Origin of the sequence: Chryseobacterium sp. LAM-KRS1 (assembly GCF_013184525.1) — a bacterium.
Taxonomy (GTDB): Bacteria; Bacteroidota; Bacteroidia; order Flavobacteriales; family Weeksellaceae; genus Chryseobacterium; species Chryseobacterium proteolyticum.
The window spans coordinates 735,922-757,920 of the sequence record NZ_JAAOIZ010000002.1 but is presented as its reverse complement, the minus strand read 5'-3'; the positions used below and the strand labels follow the sequence as shown (position 1 = coordinate 757,920).

Genomic DNA, 21,999 nt, shown 5'->3' with positions numbered 1-21,999 from the left:
ATAGACTGTTTTATAAATTGGATACAAATAAAATGTCAAATATTAAATATATTTATTCTATAATTAAAGATGGTAATATCCCCCTTTTTAGAGAATTATATGGGCGGAATTCAGAATTATTACATCAGCAAGCAGTCCGGTATACCAAAACATTGTCCCGTTTCAAAGAAGTTTTTGGGGATAAAGAGATTTCTGTTTTCAGCGCACCGGGAAGAACCGAAATTGGAGGTAATCATACAGACCATAATCATGGTCGCGTATTAGCGGGTGCGGTAAACTTAGATAATATTGCCATTGCAGCTAAAAATAATTCAAATATAATCCGGATTGAATCTTCAGGCTATCAATCATTTGAAGTAGATTTAAATCATCTTGCTCCCAACGAAAATGAATTTTTAACTCCAGATGCTCTTGTTCGCGGAATTAATGCTCGATTAAAGGAATTGGGATATGGAATAGGAGGATTCGATGCCGTAATTGATGGATGTGTTCCTAAAGGTTCAGGATTAAGTTCGTCTGCATCATTTGAAGTATTAATTGGGGTAATTGTTAGTCATTTATTTAACGAAGGTAAATTAGATCCCATCTTAAATGCTCGTGTAGGACAATATGCAGAAAATGTTTTCTTTGGAAAACCTTGTGGATTAATGGATCAGGTAGCTTGTTCGGTAGGAGGATTGGTATCCATTGATTTTGCTGATATAGCAAATCCTATTGTTAAAAAAGTAGATTTTGATTTTGAATCTACCGGCTTTTCTTTAGTAATTACAGATTCCCGAGGGGATCATACCAATTTGAATAATGAATATGCTGTTTTACCTAAAGAGATGAAAGACGTTGCAACCCATTTAGGATGCGGTGTGCTGAGAGAAACTACTTTGGAAAAAGTAATGGATATTGCACCTTCGATCCGTCAGAAAGTGGGAGATCGGGCTATTTTAAGAGCAATTCATTTTGAATGCGAAAATGACCGGGTAGTAGATGAAGTAATGGCATTAGAGAAGAATGATTTTAAAAAATTTTTACAATTGGTAATAGATTCTGGGCATAGTTCATATATGTACAATCAAAATGTTTATGTATCAAGTAACATAAAAGAACAAGCAGTTTCATTGGGATTGGCATATAGCGAAGTAGTATTAAAAGGTAGTGGAGCTTGGCGTGTGCATGGAGGAGGATTCGCAGGAACCATACAAGCTTTTGTTCCTGAAGATTTGCTTGAAAGATACATTACAACTTTAAATCATTTATTTGGTGCTGGTTCTTGCCATCCTTTATTTATTAGGCAAAAAGGAGCCGTCAAATTAGATTTTTGAAATAATGAGTATCATCAGTGAAGTGGCTTTTAATACAGTTCACAATAATCAGAAAGTACAATTATTCACTTTGAAAAATAAGAATGGGATGATTGTACAGATAACTAATTATGGTGCAATCATAGTTAGTATTAATGTTAAAGATAAAGAGGGGAAATTGACAGATGTGGTACAAGGATATAATACAGCACAAGAATATATTGATAATAATAAACTTTATCAAGGAGCTATTTGCGGTAGATATGCTAATCGTATCAAAAAAGGAAAATTTACATTAAATAGAAAAAAATACTCATTAACAGTTAACGATGGGAGTAATCATTTGCACGGTGGTTTGATTGGTTTTGATAAGAAAATATGGGATGTTAAAGAGACTTCCGCCTCAAAAGTGACCTTTCAATATACTTCTCCTGACGGGGATGAGGGTTATCCGGGTACAGTAACTGTAACAGTAACCTATTCTATTAATGAAAATAATGAATTAAGATTAGATTATTCAGGAACAACAGATCAGGAAACTATACTCAGCCTTGTGAATCACTCTTATTTTAATTTGGCAGGAGAAGGTAGTGGAACAATAAATAACCACCAATTGCAGATCGAGGCTGATTTTTACACTCCTCTTACAAAAAATCATGAACCAACGGGCGAGATCTTAGCTGTAAAAAATACCCCGTTTGATTTTACCTCCCTGACATGTATTGGAGACAGAATTGATAGTGATCATGATCAACTTGCTATTGCTAATGGATATGATCATAATTTTGTTTTAAGACATGGTATATATAGGTTAGAGTTAGTAGCTACCGTTATAGAGCCAGAGTCGGGTAGAAAAATGGAAGTATTTACCACTATGCCGGGCTCACAATTATATACTGCCAATTGGATAAAAAACGAAAAAGGAAAAGAGGATCACATATACCAGGAAAGAGAGTCGTTTTGTTTGGAAACGCAAAACTTTCCCGACGCAATTAATCAATCTCATTTTCCATCACCAGTACTAACTCCCAGAAGTGTATATAAACATTCAACTATTTACAAATTCTCAATTATTGACACCAAATAATTAGATTTATAGTCAAAAATGGGTTGATGGATTTTTTGGGAAGCTTACTGGTTTCAAGAACAACACTTCAAAACCTTCTGTTCAAACTTTACAAGCTCAATCTTAATGCCATATTTTGATCAAGATATGAAATCAGTAAAATTTTCCCCTTTATTTCTGGAAGGAATCATTATAGGGGAAAACGATATACTTCAGAATACTAAAAATTGAGCATTAGATAAAAACAAAAACCACCTTATAAAAGGTGGTTTGTGGTTTCTCCAGGAATCGAACCAGGGACACATGGATTTTCAATCCATTGCTCTACCAACTGAGCTAAGAAACCATTATATTTTTGTTTGTCTTACTTCGTTGTTTTAAAGTGATGCAAAAGTAGTAAGTTTTAGTATATGACGCAAGTATTAAGGCGTTTTTTTTCTGTGAATAACAAAACCTACTGATTCTCAGCCGGATTATTTTCCTGCTCTTTTCTGATTTGTTCACTCATTTCTTCCAGTACCGGCTTAATCGTGCTTTCCGGAAGATCACTGATTCGAATATACATTAGTCCATCAATAGCATCATTGAAGTTTGGATCCACATTGAATGCGATTACTTTTGCGTTTTGCTTTATGTATTTTTTGATCAGAACAGGTAATCTTAATTCCGGTTCAAGATCATCAATGATTTTGTCAAGCTTATTAAGATCGGATTCCATCTCCTCGAAAAAGATATTTTTGTCGCGGTCTCTAAGCTTTACCTTGTATTCGTTTCTCGGAGTAATGTATTGGGCAACGGCTCCGTCATAATAATTTGAGCGCATGAACTCAATCATTAAAGACTTTGAAAATTCGGAGAATTTATTGGAAATACTCACGCCACCCATCAGGAACTTATGATCAGAATTTCTCAGGCATACATGAACAATTCCCCGCCACAATAAAAAAAGTGGAAGAGGTTTCTGTTGATATTCCTGGCAGATATAGGCTCTCCCCATTTCAATAACCTTTTTGAAGAACGGATGGATATCCTGTTCAAATTCAAAAAGTGAACTGGTATAGAATCCTTTGATGCCATATTTTTTCATGACATCTTTACCCAAAGCCATCCTGTAAGCTCCGACAAGTGTCTCCGCCGTATTGTCCCAAAGAAAAAGATGGTGATAATGTTTATCGTATTCATCAAGATCAAAAGGGAGATTGCTGCCTTCTCCTACAGCACGGAATGTAAGTTCCCTTTGTCTGCCTATTTCCCTCATTACGGAAGGAATTTCTTCGTAGGTTGTAAAATAGATTTCGTAATTGCCATTACTGAAAAGCATTTTATCCGTACCTCTCAGCTTATTGATGTCAGAAAGAATATTTTCTTTGGGAGTTTCATCAATAATATTCTGTACAATATTTTCTTCTTTAAGTAAAGGGAATTTTAACGATAGGTTTTGCAGGTTGATAACCTGCGCTAATGATTTTCTCTTTTCGTAGTAAGATTTCATCATATAAACTTTACGCTTTAAAAACTCACCCAGCTCTTCGATGGTCTCCATTTCATCCATCGCCTTTACCGCAATCGGTTTACCGATTCTGATACGGATAGGTTTTTCCCTGTCATTCATCATTTCTGATGGTAACATCAGGGTTTGTAAATTAGCATGGATCTTTGCGACCTGATAAAATAAAGTACTGTTTTTTGCATGAAAATACATGGGCACAACCGGTACTTTTGCCATTTTGATCAGTTTTAGAGCGGGCTTTTCCCACTCCTTATCCAAAATCTCACTATAAGGATTGTTTTTATTGGAAACCTCACCAGCTGGAAAAATACCTACACATCCTCCATTTTCAAGATGTTTTAAAGTTTCACGCATTCCGGAAGAGCTGCTGTAAGCACCTTTTCTGTTTTCAAATGGATTTACAGAAATTACATACGGTTCCATTGGTTTTATTTTCTCCAGTAGAAAATTACCCATTACTTTGAAATCCGGACGCACTTCTGTTAATATTTTGCACATCAATATCCCATCAATTGCTCCAAGAGGATGATTGGATACCAAAATAAATGGACCTGTTTTGGGAATTTTAGCCAAATCTTCTTCAAAAGCAATATAGCTTAAGTTTCTTTCCCTCACAAATGAATCGAAAAAGTCTTTACCTTCCTTGTCTTTTAGTTTATCATATAGTTTATTGACTTCATTTATTTTAGCAACGCTCATGATAGCAGATGCCACAGGATTCTTTAGGAACCCTATTTTACTTAAGCCGGAAGCCTGGATTAAATCGTTTTTCGAAATTAAGCTCATATGTGTTTAGTCGCAATTATATTTATTGTGTTACCATCTGAAGCGTATTCTTTGAAATCTGTTCCAATAATACACTTTTTTCCTGGTAAAATTTATCAATGTTATCCATCTTCGCATTTCTTACAGTGAATAAGGACACATTTTTAACTACATCAGTTCTGAAATCTTTCTGTAGTTCTTCATTCAGCTTATCAATTGCATTGAATTTATCTTCCAAACATAAAGCTAGTGAAATTGCAGAATTCTGCATCAAGGAAACTTTAATTTTATGTCTTGACAAAAGACTGAAGATTTGACTCATGTGATCTTCTGCAATAAATGAAAAATCCCTTGTAGATATTTTTAAAAGATTCTGATTTTCTTTTAAAATATATGTTTCTTCGTGCTGGTTTTTTTCTGAAGCTCCTACTTTTGTTCCTTCTTTTGTAGGATCTACAAAAGATTTTACGTAGAAAGGAATGCTTTTTTGCTGTAGTGGTTGAAGGGTTTTCGGGTGAATTACACTCGCTCCGTAATAAGCCATTTCGATTGCTTCTTCATATGAAATATTGGAAAGAAGGGTAACATCCTTAAATTTTCTCGGGTCCCCTGTCATTACGCCTGGTACATCTTTCCATATGGTCATTGCCTCTGCATTCATACAATAAGCAAAAATAGCAGCAGAATAATCTGAACCCTCTCTTCCTAATGTTACCGTGAAGTTATTTTCATCGGATCCAATAAATCCTTGCGTTACATAACAAATTTCAGAATTCAGGGTAGAAATAAATTCCTCTGTTTTTTTCCAGTCTACATTACCATCCCTGTAAGAATTATCTGTTTTAATATAATCTCTGGCATCCAGCCACTGATTGATAAACTGTATTTCATTCAGATATTCACTTACTATCTTTGTAGAAATCATTTCTCCACAGCTCACTACCTGATCGTAAACGAAATTGTAATTAGGCGATTTATTTCTTCTTAAAAAAGAATCAAGGTCGTCAAAAAATAAATTGATTTCTGCAAATACAGGATGATTTTCCTGAAAAAGCCCTTCAGCAATTTCAATATGTTTCTGTTTAATAATCTTAATTTCAGTTTGATAGTTTTCCTTCTTGAAATAAAGCTCCACAACCTTTTCCAATTCATTCGTCGTTTTGCCCATTGCTGAAATTACCAGCAAACATTTGGCAAATCCCTGGCTTTTTAAAACCATTGACACATTCTTTACGCTTTCAGCATCTTTTACAGATGCTCCACCAAACTTGAAAATTTTCATTAAAATATTAAAAATAAAATTGTTAGATAAAAAATAGTTGAGTTTTTTACGGAGGTCAAAATTATAAATTTACAATGAGATATGAAATACCCGAAGGGTAGGATGAGATAAAGATTTTTATGATAAATGATAAGATGAATGGATTTTATGCAATATTATTCCAGATTTATTAATATTATCTCGACGTAATGATGCTATATTGTTAATAATAGTGTGAATTGATGAAATTTAGCTGGGAGCAAAAACGGGAATCAATTATACAAAGGTTAAAGACAATATGTTATGTTTGTTATGTTGTATGTTTTTGATATACAGGTTGTAATGTCTTTTGAAAGAATTTTTTTTAGATTGTAATAAATTTTACGAAATTTGGGCAAATCGTAAAAAGTAAAATATGTCAGATCAATCGTTGCAGACTTTAGGAGAATTTATTATAGATAAACAAGAAGATTTTCAGTATTCTACAGGGGAACTTTCCCGACTTCTAAGTGCTATAAGATTGGCTTCAAAAGTTGTAAACAGAGAAGTAAATAAAGCAGGAATTGCAGATATCATTGGAAAAGCAGGTAATGAGAATATTCAGGGGGAAGAGCAGCAGAAGCTGGATGTCCTTGCTAATGAGATATTCATCACGGCATTATCGCAAAGAGAGGTAGTTTGTGGAATTGCTTCCGAAGAAAATGATGACTTTATTGATATTAAATGTGTAGGAAATGGGCATCTTAGCAAGTATGTAGTTTTGATTGACCCTCTTGATGGTTCTTCAAATATTGATGTGAATGTTTCTGTGGGAACTATTTTTTCTATTTACAGAAGAGTTTCTGAGCCGGGCACACCTGTTCAGTTAGAAGATTTTCTTCAGAAAGGAGTGAACCAGATTGCAGCAGGTTATGTAATTTACGGATCTTCTACAATGATTGTATATACCACCGGAAACGGAGTGAACGGATTTACTTTGGATCCTTCTCTGGGTACTTATTATCTTTCTCATCCCAATATGAAATTTCCGGCAACGGGGAAAATTTATTCTATCAACGAAGGAAACTATATCAAATTCCCTCAGGGAGTTAAAAACTATCTGAAATATTGTCAGATGGAAGAAGGTGACCGCCCTTACACATCAAGATATATTGGTTCTCTTGTTGCTGATTTCCATAGAAATATGCTGAAAGGAGGGATTTATATTTATCCTTCTTATTCACAAGCTCCTAATGGTAAACTAAGGCTGCTTTATGAATGTAATCCTATGGCATTCCTTGCTGAGCAGGCTGGTGGAAAAGCAACGGATGGATTCAGAAGAATTCTGGAAGTTGAGCCTACAGAACTTCATCAGAGAATTCCATTTTTCTGTGGAAGTGTTGCTATGGTAGAAAAAGCAGAGGAATTTATGCGAATAGATAATGTGAAATAAATGATCGCAAAATACTTCAGATATTTATTAAAATTCAAACGCCCGAGTGGAACATCTCGTGGCGTTTTGCATGAAAAAGAAACTTTTATTCTTGAAATTTCGGAAAATGATAGAAAGGGAGTGGGAGAGTGTGCCGTTTTCAGGGGGCTAAGCTTTGATGACAGACCAGATTATGAAGAAAAACTCAAATGGCTTTGTGAGAATATCGGGCAGACTGCTGAATTCTTAAGAGAAGAGTTAATAGAATTTCCATCCATCTGGATTGGATACGAGCAGGCTATCCTTAATTTAAAGAATGGAGGACATCTGTATTTTCCCAGTCAATTTACACAGGGGCAGATTCCCATTACGATCAATGGGCTGATCTGGATGGGAGATGTCGGGTTTATGGAAGAACAGATCCGGGAAAAACTTGAAAAAGGTTTCCATTGCATTAAATTGAAAATAGGGGTTGATTGGGAATCCGAACATGAAGTGCTGAAAAAATTGAGAAAGAAATTTCCGGAAAGCAGTTTGGAATTGCGGGTTGATGCGAACGGAGGATTCAATACACGAGAAGCAAAGACTGTTTTAAAACAGCTATCGGATTTACGTATTCATTCTATAGAACAGCCTATTAAGGCTGGAAATTGGAATGATATGGCCATGTTGTGCAGCGATACACCAACACCAATTGCTCTGGACGAGGAATTGATCGGAATTGTTGATACCGGCGAAAAGAATAAACTACTGGAAGCAATTAAACCGCAATATATTATTCTTAAACCGTCTTTGATTGGAGGTTTTTCGGGATCTGACGAATGGATTTCTCTTGCAGAACAAAATAATATAGGATGGTGGATAACTTCGGCGCTGGAAAGTAATATAGGATTAAATGCAATAGCCCAGTATACCTATACTAAAAATAGTAAAATGCCTCAAGGTTTAGGAACCGGAGGCTTATTTACTAATAATTTTGACAATCATTTGGAACTAATTGGGGAACGCTTGCTTTTTAAAGCATGATTTCAACATGAAATTGTGTTATTTTCTGTTGGTGTACATTGATTAAACTTCATCATTTATGAAAATCGTTTTTTTGATGTTTTCTATTAAAATAGAAACCTTTTCTTTAAACTTTTTCATGACCGGAAATTTTAATTAATTCTCTATCTTTAGATATAAGCAATCTTCGTGCCAAATTGAATTTTTCGCAATTATTGTTCTGTTATTTTATTGTTAATTTTGTATAAGTCACTATTTTGATACAATTGTGAAAATATTTTCATAATTGCTTATTCTATTGGTAATGAGGTTTCTATCAACTCCGTTCAGGGTCTGAAAAATGTCATTTTGTACCTGTGAACTAGAGAGATATCCCCAGTGGTTTCCTAGCTCAAATTTTAAACCATCTTTGAGGTCGTTCTCAATAAAGGTACAGTCTACAATAGACACAATATCTTTAAATTTTTCAATATCACTGGGGCCGTTTTTTCCCAATCTCGGAGTGAGAATATTTTTGGTAAATTGGGAAATTCCCAGAACGGCATCTTTTCGGTTTAAATAAATTGAAACGCGATTAGCAAGCAAAGGAAGTTTGTTAAAGGAGTCCTCAGAGTCTTCAAATACTTTATAGGTTACATCAGCATTCAATAAAAGAACCTGATCAATTACTCTCAGAATATTTTCGCTTTTAAGACTGTACAGCATACTTTGAAGCACCCTGTTTCCCAAGGAATGAGCCATCAGATGAATTCTCTGGTTACATGGAGCTAAATCCCGGTTGGAAAAAATATCCTTTAGGAACTGAGTGTAAAAATAGAACAGCCTCATTAATGAGGTTCCGGAATTAATGCTGGATGCTTTATCGTCAAAGTAGGTAAGCGGAACAATACTGCTTGAAGCCGGCCAGCTCACAAACAGGATATGCTCAACTGGAGATTCCGGACTATCGATAAACAGTTTTTTCAGATCAATAATAGCTTCCAGTTCATCGTCGAAATCGTAGGCATAACCATGGATAAATATTAAAACGTCACTTCTGGATTTGGTAGAAGACATGTTTTTATACAATTCATAAAACATCCTTTGGGTTCCTCCCAGGTTATCGGCTGTAACTTTTGATTTTTTGATATTTTTTTCGCTTAATAAAACATCAAGAACTTCCTGGTATCCTTGTTTTTCAGGTTCTGAAAAAAGCTGATAATTTAATATATTCCTGTTGGTGTAATTTTTTTTTCTCTTTTCCTGAGCAGTTGGTTCCTTATAATTGGTAAAATCACATTTTGCGATTCTGAAATTAGGAATGGAATATTCATCATTGGAAAATGAATCAACGGTTTCGTTTTTATGACGGACGATCTTCCTGTTACTTAAGATATAAACAGCCATAATGATTTTGTGATAGGTTTTAGTGGTATAAATTTCGGAAAAAATATTGGATTTTTAGTCAATATGCTTTTAAATCAGCCCTTTCATAAACCCTAAATTTTCGCTAAATTTGCGAATGGGTTATATTTAAAATATAACTTTTAACTTTTAATTAAATAATGGAAGAAGAAAAAAAATCGCTCAATTTTATTGAACAAATTATAGAAGATGATTTGGCAAATGGTTTGAACAGAGATCAAATCCGTTTCCGTTTTCCCCCAGAACCAAATGGTTATTTACATGTAGGGCACACCAAAGCCATCTGCATCAACTTTGGACTGGGAGAAAAATACAACGCTCCTGTAAACCTTCGTTTCGACGATACAAATCCTGAAAAAGAAGAACAGGAATTTGTAGATTCTATTAAAAAAGATGTAGAATGGCTAGGTTTCAAATGGGATAAAGAATTGTACGCATCTGACTACTTCCAGCAGCTCTATGACTGGGCCGTAAGATTAATCAAAGAAGGAAAAGCATATGTGGACGAGCAACCGTCTGAAGTGATTACAGAACAAAGAAAAAATCCAACTGAACCCGGAGTGGAAAGCCCTTTCAGAAACCGTCCTGTTGAAGAATCTCTGGATTTATTCGAGAGAATGAAAAACGGAGAGTTTGAAGAAGGTACGATGTCTCTTCGTGCAAAAATTGATATGGTTTCTCCTAATATGAATATGCGTGATCCTGTAATGTACAGAATTCTGAAAAGACCTCACCACAGAACAGGAACAGACTGGAAAATCTATCCGATGTATGACTGGGCTCATGGAGAGTCAGATTATTTGGAACAAGTGTCACATTCTTTATGTTCTTTGGAGTTTGAAAATCACAGACCATTGTATAACTGGTATCTGGATCAGGTATATGAAGAGCCTAAAGTAGCTCCGAAGCAGAGAGAATTTGCAAGGATGAATGTATCCTATATGATTACATCCAAAAGAAAGCTACAGAGATTAGTTGCTGAAAAAGTAGTAACAGGATGGGATGACCCAAGAATGCCTACAATTTCAGGAATGCGAAGAAAAGGATTTACCCCTACATCCATTAGGAATTTTATTGAAAAAGTAGGAGTAGCCAAAAGAGAAAACCTTATTGAGATTCAGCTATTGGATTTCTGCGTTCGTGAGGACCTGAATAAAGTAGCTAAACGTGTTATGGCCGTTGTTGATCCTGTAAAATTAGTGATTGAAAACTATCCGGAAGGTAAAGAAGAGTGGTTGGAGACTGAAAACAATCCGGAGCAGGAAAATGCCGGAACGAGAGAAATTCCTTTCTCACGAGAACTATATATTGAACGTGAAGATTTTAAAGAAGAAGCAAATAATAAATTCTTCAGGTTAAAATTAGGAGGTGAGGTTCGTTTGAAATCTGCATATATCATCAAAGCTGAAAGAGTAGAGAAAGATGAAAACGGAGAGATTACGACCATCTATGCAACGTATGATGAAAAGAGCAAGTCAGGAAGCGGAACAGAAGAAAGCTTGAGAAAAGTAAAAGGAACCTTACATTGGGTATCAGCAAACCATGCAATTCCGGTGGAGGTAAGAATTTATGATCAGCTATTTACCGTTGAGCAACCTGATGCAGAAAAAGATGTGGACTTCCTTAACTTTGTGAACCCTGAATCTGTTTCTGTTATTCAAGGTTTTGCGGAGCCCGGCCTTAAAGATGTTGCAGTAGGAGAGCCGCTTCAATTCCAGAGAATCGGATATTTTACGAAAGATCAGGATTCTACTGAAGAGAACCTGGTATTTAACCGTACCGTGACACTGAAAGATTCTTATAAACCAGAATAAGTTTCTAATCATATAAAAAAACAGGATCTACAAAATAGATCCTGTTTTTTATTATTGTTTTATCCGTATAAGAATGAGAGAAACTACTTCAGGAAATTTTTTTTCCCGTACGCCGGATTGGGATAGTTGTAAAAGCCTTTACCGCTTATAGCACCTAATTTTCCTTTATCAATATATTCCTTTTTTAATTTTTTTGATATTTTAAGCATTACAGGTGATCTGGAAGAATCTGCTGCAATTTTATTAATATTATAAACAGTAGTAATGCCTACAACATCCAGTATCCCAAAAGGACCCATTGGTGCTCCGGTGGCCACCATCCATGTTTTATCAATAGTTTTGATATCTGATACTTTATTTACCCATAATTCCAATGCAGAGCTTAGTAACGGCATCAACAATGAGTTGACAATATAGCCGGGTTGTTCTTTATAAATAGGTAATGCGACCATTCCAATGGCTTTTGCAAATTCCATGATATCATCAAACACTTTAGAAGAGGTCCCCGGATGTCCCATAACTTCTGCTGTGTTATGTTTCCAGATTTCATTGGCAAAATGTAGTGCAATAAACTTTTCCGGTCTTCCTGTTTTTTTAGCAAACTGACTGGGTAGTAATGATGACGAATTCGTTGCGAAGACGGTTTTTTCAGGAGCTAATTTTGCTACACTCCTGTAAAAAGCGATTTTAATTTTCGGGTTTTCGGGTACGGCTTCTATCAAAAGGTCTGCATTTTGTACAGATGCTGCCAAATCAGATGTATAAGTAAGATTTTTAAATGCTGTGTCCAGCTGGTTTTTTGTTGCTTTTAAGTCTTTTGTAAAAGCTTCACTGAGTATATTGAATTTTTCCTTTGCCTTTTCTAAAATTTCGTCACTGATATCATAAACGGTTACATTAAAACCATGGAAAGCTGCCTGGAAAGCGATTTGGTATCCCAATACACCACTGCCCGCAACAGTTACATTTTTAAAATTCATACAATTTTGTTTTGGTGGTCATTAATAATGGAATTAATTTGGATAGTGAAAAATTGTTGATTTACATTAGTATTTGTTCAACAAGGTTTATCTGCAATTTACAAAATTTGTAAAGGAACCCGTTGGATTATCAATTGAATTATTTTTATATTGAATGGTTCCTGCAATCGGGGATTCAATTATTTTTCAGAGAAAATAAATTTAAGGACCATGCTCTGACTTAATTTGCCTAATTTTGTGTCTTCGAAAACCGTTCCCAAGAATTTATTCCCGTGAAATTAATTAAGATCTATACAAGTTCTTTTAAAGGACTGTCTCAAGAAAGCTGGATGCTGGCGTTGGTAATGCTCATCAATCGTGCCGGATCAATGGTACTCCCATTTTTAGGAGTGTATATGACTGCGCATTTACATTTCAGCATAGAGAACTCAGGTGTTGTTTTGAGTTTTTTTGGAATTGGGTCGGTATTGGGTTCATGGCTGGGAGGAATGATCACGGATAAGATCGGAGAGTATAGAGTTCAAAGTCTAAGTTTGCTCCTTAGCGTACCTTTGTTTTGTATGATTCCTCTTTTTACGACCGAGGTTGGATTAGCGGGGATTATCCTTGCACAAAGTATTGTAAGTGAAACGTTTCGTCCTGCCAATTCGGTAGCAATCACCAAATATGCAAGACCTGAAAATATTACCCGGGCATTTTCCTTAAACAGAATGGCCGTGAATCTGGGGTTTTCTATAGGACCGGCTTTAGGAGGTATTTTATCGGCCATTTCTTATGAATTTCTTTTTTACAGTAATGCCTTGGCTGCATTAATAGCTGGTATCACTTATATTGTGTTCTTTAAAAAGAGAAATACATTAGCCCTGAGGAAAGCCCAAAACATGAAAAAAAGCACCGTTCATGTTAAAGAAGGATCTCCTTACCGGGACGGAAAGTTTCTGCTGTATTGTTTCTTCTGTATGTTGTTTGCGATATGTTTTTTCCAGCTTTTCAGCACACTTACGATATTTTATAAGGATACAGCTCACCTTAGCCAGGAACATATAGGATATCTTTTAGGATATAGCGGTTTCCTGATTGTATTGCTTGAAATGGCTTTTGTTCAGATTGCTGAGAAATATTTCACCTTGGGAATCACGATGCTGGTAGGAACTTTGCTCTGTGGATTTTCATACGCGATGCTTGCTTTTGATTACACAATGCTAACGTTGCTTATTTCCATGACAATGCTATGCGTCGGTGAAATTTGGACTTTACCTTTTATGTCTACGATTACAGCTTTAAGGTCAGGTTCTAATAATAAAGGTGCTTATATGGGATTGAACGGGATATCATTTTCTATAGCTTTTATTGTTACTCCCTATGTAGGAACTTTGATTGCAGAGAAACTGGGATTTAAGGTTTTATGGTTGGGAACAGGAACCCTCGCTGCTCTTATTGCAGTTGCTTTTTATTTTATTGTTCCATGGATGTTATCTGAAAAAAAATCGAAAGAAGAGGCTGATTAAGAAATCATTTATTAGATTTGTAGAATGGTGAGGATCAGTTTTTTATTCTTTATCATTTGCAGTTCATTTTTCTCTTCCCAAATAAGAGATTCTGCTGAATTGATTTCGGAAGTCAAAATTGATGCCTATAAAAAACCATCTTCATACTTACGTTCGACAAAATCTGTTGCTGTCATTACTCAAGATCTTTTGAGCCAGAATACACCCGAACGGCTTCTGGAATCGATTAATCAAATTGCCGGAGCAAGAATGGAAGAGCGTTCCCCGGGAAGTTACAGGATTTCTGTTCGTGGCAGTACGCTGAGGTCTCCATTTGGGGTACGTAATATTAAAGTATATCTTGATGATTTTATCCTTTCTGACGCATCGGGAAATACCTATTTTAATATTATTTCTCCTGAACTTATTAACAGGATGGAGATCTACAAAGGACCAGAGGGTGGAGATTATGGTGCAGCTACAGGCGGAACCCTTCTTCTTAAAACGAGGTCTTCCGAAAATACATCAGCAAATATTTCAATAGGCAGTTACGGAACATTGAATCAAAGCTTTGATTTTTCAAAACAGCTTGGAAAACATTTTCTCGAAGTTTTTCAAAATTATTATCGGAGTGATTCTTACCGTCAGCAATCAGCCATCGAAAGAAAACAATTTTTTTTTAAAGACCATTTTCAATATAGTGAGAAAGCGACTATGAATGCGATGGTTCTGTTTTCAGATCTGGACTACCAAACTCCCGGAGGACTTACTTTAGAGCAGATGCAAAGAGATAGGAAACAGGCAAGGCCGGCAACTTCCACACTTCCCGGTGCCGTGGAACAAGACGCAGGCATACGGAATAAAATGTTACTGGCAGGTGTTTCAAATCAATTCAGCTTGAGTCCTAAATTTTCCCATTTTATAATGATGCAGGGCTCTTATGTAGATTTTTCAAATCCTTTTATTACCAATTATGAAAGGAGATTTGAAAAAAACTTTGCCATAAGGACACACCTCAATTATGAAGAACACTGGAATAAGATTACAGCAGAATGGCGCTTAGGATTTGAAGGAGGTAGCAATTCGATAATGGTCAGAAACTTTGACAATATTAATGGAATAAAAAAAGACTTTCAAAATTTTGATAACCTTAAGAATACTTCCGGATTTTATTTTCTGTCCCAGAAACTAAATTTTAATGAGAGATTATATACGGATATATCTGTTAGCCTGAACGCCAATTCTTATGAATGGGAAAGGCTTTATCCAGGAACAGGCAGTGGAAAAGTACATTTCAGAAAACAATGGCTTCCCAATATCGGGCTTACTTATGTTTTGGAAAAAGGACTTTCAGTAAGAGCTAAGATCGGGAAAGGAAATTCAGCACCTACTAATGAAGAAATCCGTTCTTCTAATCAGGAATTTAATCTGGACCTTGTTCCTGAATATGGATGGAATAAGGAAATTGGAATCCGTAAGCAGTTCGGTAATTTTTTATTTATGGAAGGGAACTATTTCGATTTTCGGATGATGGATGCTATTGTAAGGAGACAGAATGAGAAAGGCGAGGAGTTTTTTATTAATCAGGGAAATATCAAGCAAAGAGGGGTAGAAGTCTTGATAGAATCAAAAGGCTTTAATGTAAATAATACTATTTTTAACAGGTTTAAGTTCAGATTTTCAGGTAGTTTTTACCGGTTCAGGTTTGAAAATTATGCGCAGGGAAACCAGAATTTTTCCGGAAATGATGTAACGGGTGTTCCGTCAACTACGATAAGCAGTTTATTTAATTTTATTGTGTTAAGGAAAGTTTCTGTAGATTATTCTCATTTCTATACTTCGAAGATTCCTTTAAATGACGCCAATTCTGTCTGGTCTGAATCTAGTATCGTTGGAAATATACAACTGGGAATTCCCGTCTATTTTGAAAAGACTAAGCTGAACGTATACCTTCAGATTCAAAATCTTTACAATACAGATTATGTTTTGGGATTTGATACCAATGCTTTTGGAAATCGTTTTTATAATCCTGCTGCCCGACGGAATTTTATTTTGGGTGTAAAGGCTGACTTTTGAAATATTGCCGAAAATTTAAGCTATTAATTTTCCCTTGTTTTTAGGATATTCTTTATAATCATATCAGCGTGGAACCTTGAGTTTTCAATAAACCATAAATGCGTGTCTTTTCCACCACAAACCACGCCTGCAAGATAGAGGTTTTGAATATTTGTTTCCATGGTTTCAGAGTCGTATACAGGATTGAGACATTCTCCCTGGAGCTCAATTCCTGCATTGATCAGGAAACCAAAGTCCGGCAGATATCCGGTCATAGCGAGAACAAAGTTATTTTGAATTTCATTGATCTCTCCGTTTTTATCTTTAAATACAACGCTATGTTCTTTGATTTCTATCAATTCAGAATTAAAATGAGCGGTAATACTTCCTTCTGCAATCCTGTTTTCAATATCGGGTTTTACCCAATATTTTACACTTTTCGATATTTCGGATTGGCGTATGATCATGGTAACCTCCGCGCCCTTGCGGTATGTTTCCAGCGCGGCATCTACAGCTGAATTGCTTGAACCTACAACAACAATCTTTTGCTTGGCATACGGATAAGGTTCGGAATAGTAATGTCTGACTTTCTGTAAGTCTTCCCCGGGAATATTCATCAGGTTAGGGATGTCGTAAAATCCGGTTGAAATGATCACATTCCTCGCATAGTATATGGATTTGGAAGATTCAATCTCAAAAATCTCATTTTTTTTAGAAACTCTGATCACTTTTTCATAAAGATGAATGTTGAGGTTCTTCTGTCTCGTGATTCCCTGGTAATATTCCAGAGCTTCCTGCCTGCCTGGTTTAGGAGCCGCTGATATAAACGGAATTTCGGCAATTTCCAGTTTTTCAGCTGTAGAAAAAAAACGCATATACAAAGGATAATTGTACAGGGAGTTGACAATTGTTCCTTTTTCGATAATGATGTAAGAGAGATTGTTTTTTTGCGCCTCTAAGGCACAATTCAATCCGATAGGTCCTCCTCCGATAATGAGGATATCTAAAACTTCCATATAACAAATTTACTTATTTTTCTGGCATTAGTTTTGGTGATTTTCTGTAATTAACATTAAAAAAGATGAAGAAGTTATTCATTCCACTATTATTGATCATAAGCCTTGTAGCTTGTAAAAAGAATACAGCAAATCCTACCATAAATACAACAGACTCTGCTGGCCACGTGAAAACCGACACTGTTGCTGTTCCGAAAATGAGTGAGGCAGAAAAGAAAGATATCATAAAGAAAACAAATGATGAAATTCTGCAAGCCTTAAAAAACAAGGATTATCAGAAATTTTCAGAGTTCATCCATCCCCAGAAAGGGATTCGTTTTTCTATGTATGCTTTTGTAGATATCAAAGATGATAAACATTTTTCCAAAGCCGACTTTGAAAAGTATGTTCAAACGAAAACGCAGTTTACATGGGGATCTCATGATGGATCAGGAGAACTGTATAAAGAGACTATAAAGGATTACCTTGAAAAATGGGTTTTCTCAAAAGATTTTACACATTCCACTTATTCTTTTAATGAATTTCAGGGTGGAGGAAATTCTCTTAATAATTTAAAAGAAATTTACCCCGGCCATGATTTCACAGAGAATTATATTAAAGGAACAGAAAAATACGGGGAAATGGACTGGAAGACTCTTCGTTTTGTATATGAAGAGTTTGAAGGCAAATATTATATAATAGCTGTAATTAATGATCAGTGGACTGTCTGATCCAATATTTCAGATAAATTTTTAGCAAGATTTCTTCTTGAGAACTGTTCAATATTTTGAGTGTTTTCGAGAAGATTTCCTTTTTTCCACAACGTGTATTTTTCAAGTATAAAGTCTTTTATGTTATCCGAATCCTGATAACTGAAGTGCTTTCCTGCATTTGTATCATCCAATATTTTTGATACATCAGCATCGGCAGGACCAAACGAAATGATCTGTTTGCCGGTAGCCAGGTATTCAAATATTTTTCCGGGAATAATTCCTTTGGAAGATTCGTTAGGAAAATTCGTGATTAAAAGCATGTCTGAAGATTTCATTTCTTCAATGGCTTTTTCATGAGAAAGGTATCCCAAATCATGAATGTGTTTTTTTAAACTGGAATTGTTTAAGGTTTCAAGAATCCTGTCATCGATTCTTCCTGCGAATTTTAATATAAAATGTTGGGCAAATGATGAATCTGTTTCTATAAGATGATCCAGGACCGTCCATAAATTTTCAGGGTTACGAAGCTGTTCCAGAACACCAATGTAGCTCAAGGTGAAATGTGTTTGATTATCCTCTGTCTTAGTATTTTGTGATTGTGGAATTTCGAGATTTTGTTCAACAGATACAGCATCACTTTCATCGAATCCATTTGTAATGCAAACTGCATTAGCACCATTTTTTCGGAAATTTTCAGCATCTGTATAACTGGTTGCAAGAGTAATGTCTGCATTTCTGAAAACTTCACTTTCCAGTTTTCTGTGTTTCTGATCAGATCTTTTGGTAAGTTTTAGATGCTTATAATAGGAGATTTCTGTCCATGGATCCCTGAAATCTGCAATCCATTTTAGTGTGGAAAACTTCTTTTTAAGTTGTAAGCCTATAAGATGTAAAGAATGGGGAGGACCTGAAGTTACAATGAAATCAATTTTGTTTTCTTTTATATAATGTTCCAGGAATTTAACCGATGGTTTTACCCAAAAAACTCTTGCATCAGGAATGAAAAAGTTTCCCCTTACCCAAATGGAAAGCTTAGATTTCCAGCTTTGGTTCTTGCCTACATCAAATTGGCCGGCCTTAAACTTCTTATTACTTTTATTTAGTTTTTCAGCAAGCTGGTAAGGTTCCCAGATTGTTGTTTTTACAATTTTCAGGTCTCTTGGAACTTCTTTCAGCAAGCTTTCATCCAATAAAGGGTAACTCGGATTTTCCGGAGTGTAAATAATAGGTTTCCACCCAAAATCAGGTAAATATTTTGCGAACTTCAACCACCTCTGAACACCAGGACCTCCTGCGGGAGGCCAGTAATAAGTAATAATAAGGACTTTCTTCTCTTCCATGGATGGAAATATTGCAGAGATAAATGCCGGTCATCTTAATGTGTTTTTTTAACCCATGATTAAGATGACCAGGTATAAAAATAATTTAAACTTTTTCCTCGGTTAAGGCTTCCTTCTTCTTTTTATTCATCCAGAAAATCCCAAAGGCACTTAATGCGATAAATAATCCGAAGCAAAATAAAGAAATCCATTTTCCTTTTTCGATCACTTCAGGTTCAAAGACCATTCTGATATGATGTTCCCCTGCAGGAACCTGAACCGCACGAAGAAGATAATCTGCCTTGATGTAAGGGACTTCTTTTTCGTCGATAAACATTTTCCATCCGTGAGGATAGTAAATTTCTGAGAATACCGCCAATTGTGGTGTTTTAGATTTAGATTTAAACTCTAATTCGTTAGGCTGATATTTGGTTAGATTAATGAATGCTGTAGAATCGGGTAGGATAAATTTATCTCTTTCTAAAAAAGGTTTACCGTCTTCTTTTCCTATAATTGCAATTTTTTTAGTGTCAACCTCTCCGATCAGCTTTAGTTCTTCGTTCGGAGTATTGGCCACTTTAACTTCTGATACGAACCATGCATTTCCATTAGCTTTTGTATTAGGAATGACCTGAGGTTTTTCCGGTCCCCCTACAACCCAGTATTTTGCATTTAAAAGGTTGAGCATATTAGGAACTTTTACAGAATCCATAATCTGGAAATATTCATTGATCACATCATCGTATCTTCTTAGTTTTACCGCATGATAACCACCAATTGAAGATTTGAAATAAGAAGTATTCGTTTCACTGAAAGTTCCAAGAATATTATTGAAAATCCTGTAGTGTGTTTTGTCTTTTTCAGCAATGGTTTCCAATGTTTTGTTGACATTCACATTGGCCAGAATAGAACCAAGATTTGGATTTGCCTGTACTTTTTCAGCAAGAAGATCCGAGCTTTCCGTCTGAAAAGGATTTTCTGCAAATACTTTATCTACATAATTGTCGTCATTCAGATAGCGTTTGTTTACAGTCCATAGGTCAAATAAGCTTACAACACCTATAATGACCAATGCGATATTCTGATTTAGCTTTTTCTTCATCGTGAGGAATAAAGCCAAAGCAGCTATTGCTACATAGATAAATGCTTTTAATGCATCAACTTTAAATAATTTGAATCTTTCATCTACCAGATAATCTAATAGGAAAGGAGGGAAATACAATTTTTCATTGTCCGTAGCAAAGCCAAGAATGCTCTTTCCAAAAATTAAAAGAATTAATAGCAAACCTAATGTCCCACCACTCACATAAAAAAGAATTTTCTTTTTATATTCTTCTGTCAATTTTTCATCTGTAAAGAATTTATACAAACCAATAATTGCAATTAACGGGAATAAGAGCTCGACAATAACAAGAATGGAAGATGGTGCTCTGAATTTATTGTAAAACGGAACGTAGTCTATAAAGAAGTCCGACAATGGCATAAAGTTGCTTCCCCATGCAAGCAGAATAGTCAGTATAGAAGCCCCTAAAATCCAGTAGCGGTATTTTTTTCCGGCAAAAAAGAATCCTAAAATAGCTAAAAAACAAACAATAGCTCCCTGATAGGCAGGTCCCGAAGTTCCGGGTTGGTCACCCCAGTATGTAACACTTGCAAATCCTTTGGAAATTCTGTCCATTTCTGCCTGAGAGGAAACATTTTCCTGAATCATCTCCTGAATGTGGTTCATTATCTCTTTAGCCTCAGGTTCCTGGCTTCCACCACCCATTAATCTTGGAATAAAAAGGTTCAGTGTTTCCAGTCTTCCGTAGCTCCACATTAGCATACTTTCTTTATCCATTCCGGATTTTCCGGCAGTATGATTTTCTGTATTTAAGATTTGTTTACCGCGTACAGTTTCTTTAATATACTCGGAATTGGCCATGATCCTTTGCGAATTCATTCCCACACCGATGATACATGATACTGCTATAATAGCCGAAGAAACAATAAAGTGCTTCATCGAGGTTTTCTTTTTGATAACCCGTACCAATTCAGATATAAAGAGGAATCCTAATGCAAGGAACAGATAGTAGGTCATCTGTGGATGGTTGGCAGCAATCTGAAGTCCCATAAACAGGGTGGTTACGATAAATCCGGTAATATACTTTTTTCTGATGTACACCAGTAATATACCTGCTAAAAGAGGCGCAAAATACTCAATCGTATTTACTTTACCATTATGTCCTGCTGCAATGATAATATAAAAATAAGTTGAGAGACCAAAAAAAGTAGCCCCCAGCAGAGCGTACTTCCAGTTTCTCACCACCACCATTCCCAAAAGGAAAAATCCTGCAAAAAGTAAAAAAAGATAGTTAACAGGTCTTGGCAGGAAATTCAGATTACTGTCTATTTTTTTTATGATATCCCCCTTAAACTGGCTACCCATCTGGTAGGTAGGCATTCCCCCAAACATGGAATCACTCCAGTAAGTTTCTTTATCATTATTAGCTCTGTAATCAAGAAGTTCTTTTGCTCCTCCCCGGTACTGAACAATGTCATGCTGGAAAAGTTGCTTTCCCGTAAAAACAGGAGTGGAATATAAAAATGCTAAAACTATAAATACAACTAATGAAATTGCAATATAAATTAAGTTTTTATTTTTCGCCATGCTGGTTATTATCTTTTATTTTCTTGGAATTTTTACCTTTTATCCTTCGTTTCTTTTACTTCCTCGTAGTCCACAGTTTCTGCGTCCCAATTGATCTTTGCATTCTTTTTTGAGTTTTGTATATCCTGCTGCTGTTTATTATTGTTATTGTTGAAACGGTAACTGTAAAAAGTCTTAAAAAAAAGCCTTCTAAGGATATTCCAGACAAAGAAAAGAATAATAGCTGTAAGTACTAGCTCAAGAATCCACTTCATATTTTTTTATTTTAT

At 35.5% G+C, this 21,999-nt stretch carries 16 protein-coding genes and 1 tRNA gene; 8 read left to right on the top strand and 9 right to left on the bottom strand.

Translation table 11 applies throughout. The features are described 5' to 3' along the window. Window positions 1-32 precede the first annotated feature (32 nt). Window positions 33-1,316, top strand: coding sequence for a galactokinase (locus G9C87_RS07285; RefSeq protein ID WP_172279592.1), 1,284 nt, complete (start codon window positions 33-35; stop codon window positions 1,314-1,316). Between the two features lie 4 nt (window positions 1,317-1,320). Beyond that, window positions 1,321-2,382: an aldose epimerase family protein gene (locus G9C87_RS07280; protein ID WP_172279590.1), complete on the top strand. Its 1,062-nt coding sequence runs from the start codon at window positions 1,321-1,323 to the stop codon at window positions 2,380-2,382. Window positions 2,383-2,634: 252 nt separating this feature from the next. Here G9C87_RS07280 and G9C87_RS07275 read toward each other — a convergent pair. The 3 genes from G9C87_RS07275 to G9C87_RS07265 form a co-directional block, all read right to left on the bottom strand. Further along, a tRNA-Phe gene (locus G9C87_RS07275) sits at window positions 2,635-2,707 on the bottom strand. Between the two features lie 108 nt (window positions 2,708-2,815). Further along, a complete protein-coding gene (locus G9C87_RS07270) occupies window positions 2,816-4,657 on the bottom strand; it encodes a lysophospholipid acyltransferase family protein (protein ID WP_172279588.1) in 1,842 nt (613 codons plus the stop codon). A gap of 22 nt (window positions 4,658-4,679) precedes the next feature. Then, complete coding sequence (locus G9C87_RS07265; protein WP_172279586.1) at window positions 4,680-5,918, bottom strand: aspartate kinase; 1,239 nt, start codon at window positions 5,916-5,918, stop codon at window positions 4,680-4,682. Between the two features lie 394 nt (window positions 5,919-6,312). Here G9C87_RS07265 and fbp point away from each other — a divergent pair, with 394 nt between their 5' ends. Next, window positions 6,313-7,329, top strand: coding sequence for a class 1 fructose-bisphosphatase (gene fbp / locus G9C87_RS07260; protein WP_172279584.1), 1,017 nt, complete (start codon window positions 6,313-6,315; stop codon window positions 7,327-7,329). Then, complete coding sequence (locus tag G9C87_RS07255; RefSeq protein WP_172279582.1) at window positions 7,330-8,334, top strand: o-succinylbenzoate synthase; 1,005 nt, start codon at window positions 7,330-7,332, stop codon at window positions 8,332-8,334. It begins immediately after the preceding gene. 231 nt (window positions 8,335-8,565) lie between these two features. Here the strand turns inward: G9C87_RS07255 and G9C87_RS07250 are convergent, their stop codons facing one another. After that, window positions 8,566-9,699: an alpha/beta hydrolase gene (locus G9C87_RS07250; RefSeq protein ID WP_172279580.1), complete on the bottom strand. Its 1,134-nt coding sequence runs from the start codon at window positions 9,697-9,699 to the stop codon at window positions 8,566-8,568. A gap of 158 nt (window positions 9,700-9,857) precedes the next feature. Between G9C87_RS07250 and G9C87_RS07245 the strand changes: the two genes are divergently transcribed. Next, entirely contained in the window at window positions 9,858-11,531 is a 1,674-nt protein-coding gene (locus tag G9C87_RS07245) for a glutamine--tRNA ligase/YqeY domain fusion protein (protein WP_172279578.1), read from the top strand. An 83-nt stretch (window positions 11,532-11,614) separates the two neighbouring features. On the opposite strand, the gene G9C87_RS07240 is transcribed toward G9C87_RS07245, so the two are convergent. Further along, window positions 11,615-12,511, bottom strand: a complete 897-nt coding sequence (locus G9C87_RS07240; protein WP_172279576.1) for a 3-hydroxyacyl-CoA dehydrogenase — start codon at window positions 12,509-12,511, stop codon at window positions 11,615-11,617. Window positions 12,512-12,840: 329 nt separating this feature from the next. Here G9C87_RS07240 and G9C87_RS07235 point away from each other — a divergent pair, with 329 nt between their 5' ends. Together G9C87_RS07235 and G9C87_RS07230 are read left to right on the top strand one after the other, a co-directional pair. Next, window positions 12,841-14,019 (top strand): MFS transporter, encoded by a 1,179-nt coding sequence (locus G9C87_RS07235; protein WP_172279731.1) that lies wholly within the window; start codon window positions 12,841-12,843, stop codon window positions 14,017-14,019. A 24-nt stretch (window positions 14,020-14,043) separates the two neighbouring features. Continuing rightward, on the top strand, window positions 14,044-16,074 hold the full coding sequence (locus G9C87_RS07230; protein ID WP_172279574.1) for a TonB-dependent receptor: 2,031 nt from the start codon (window positions 14,044-14,046) through the stop codon (window positions 16,072-16,074). A gap of 23 nt (window positions 16,075-16,097) precedes the next feature. Here G9C87_RS07230 and G9C87_RS07225 read toward each other — a convergent pair whose 3' ends face one another. Further along, entirely contained in the window at window positions 16,098-17,069 is a 972-nt protein-coding gene (locus tag G9C87_RS07225) for a YpdA family putative bacillithiol disulfide reductase (protein ID WP_172279572.1), read from the bottom strand. A gap of 65 nt (window positions 17,070-17,134) precedes the next feature. On the opposite strand from G9C87_RS07225, the gene G9C87_RS07220 reads away from it, so the two are divergent. Then, window positions 17,135-17,779, top strand: coding sequence for a hypothetical protein (locus G9C87_RS07220; protein ID WP_172279571.1), 645 nt, complete (start codon window positions 17,135-17,137; stop codon window positions 17,777-17,779). Here the strand turns inward: G9C87_RS07220 and G9C87_RS07215 are convergent. From G9C87_RS07215 to G9C87_RS07205, 3 genes are all read right to left on the bottom strand, one after another. Further along, a complete protein-coding gene (locus G9C87_RS07215; RefSeq protein WP_172279569.1) occupies window positions 17,764-19,101 on the bottom strand; it encodes a glycosyl transferase family 1 in 1,338 nt (445 codons plus the stop codon). The two genes, G9C87_RS07220 and G9C87_RS07215, sit on opposite strands and share 16 nt — an antisense overlap. Window positions 19,102-19,186: 85 nt before the next feature. Further along, a complete protein-coding gene (locus tag G9C87_RS07210) occupies window positions 19,187-21,730 on the bottom strand; it encodes a YfhO family protein (RefSeq protein WP_172279567.1) in 2,544 nt (847 codons plus the stop codon). 32 nt (window positions 21,731-21,762) lie between these two features. Next, entirely contained in the window at window positions 21,763-21,984 is a 222-nt protein-coding gene (locus tag G9C87_RS07205; RefSeq protein ID WP_172279565.1) for a hypothetical protein, read from the bottom strand. Window positions 21,985-21,999 lie beyond the last annotated feature (15 nt).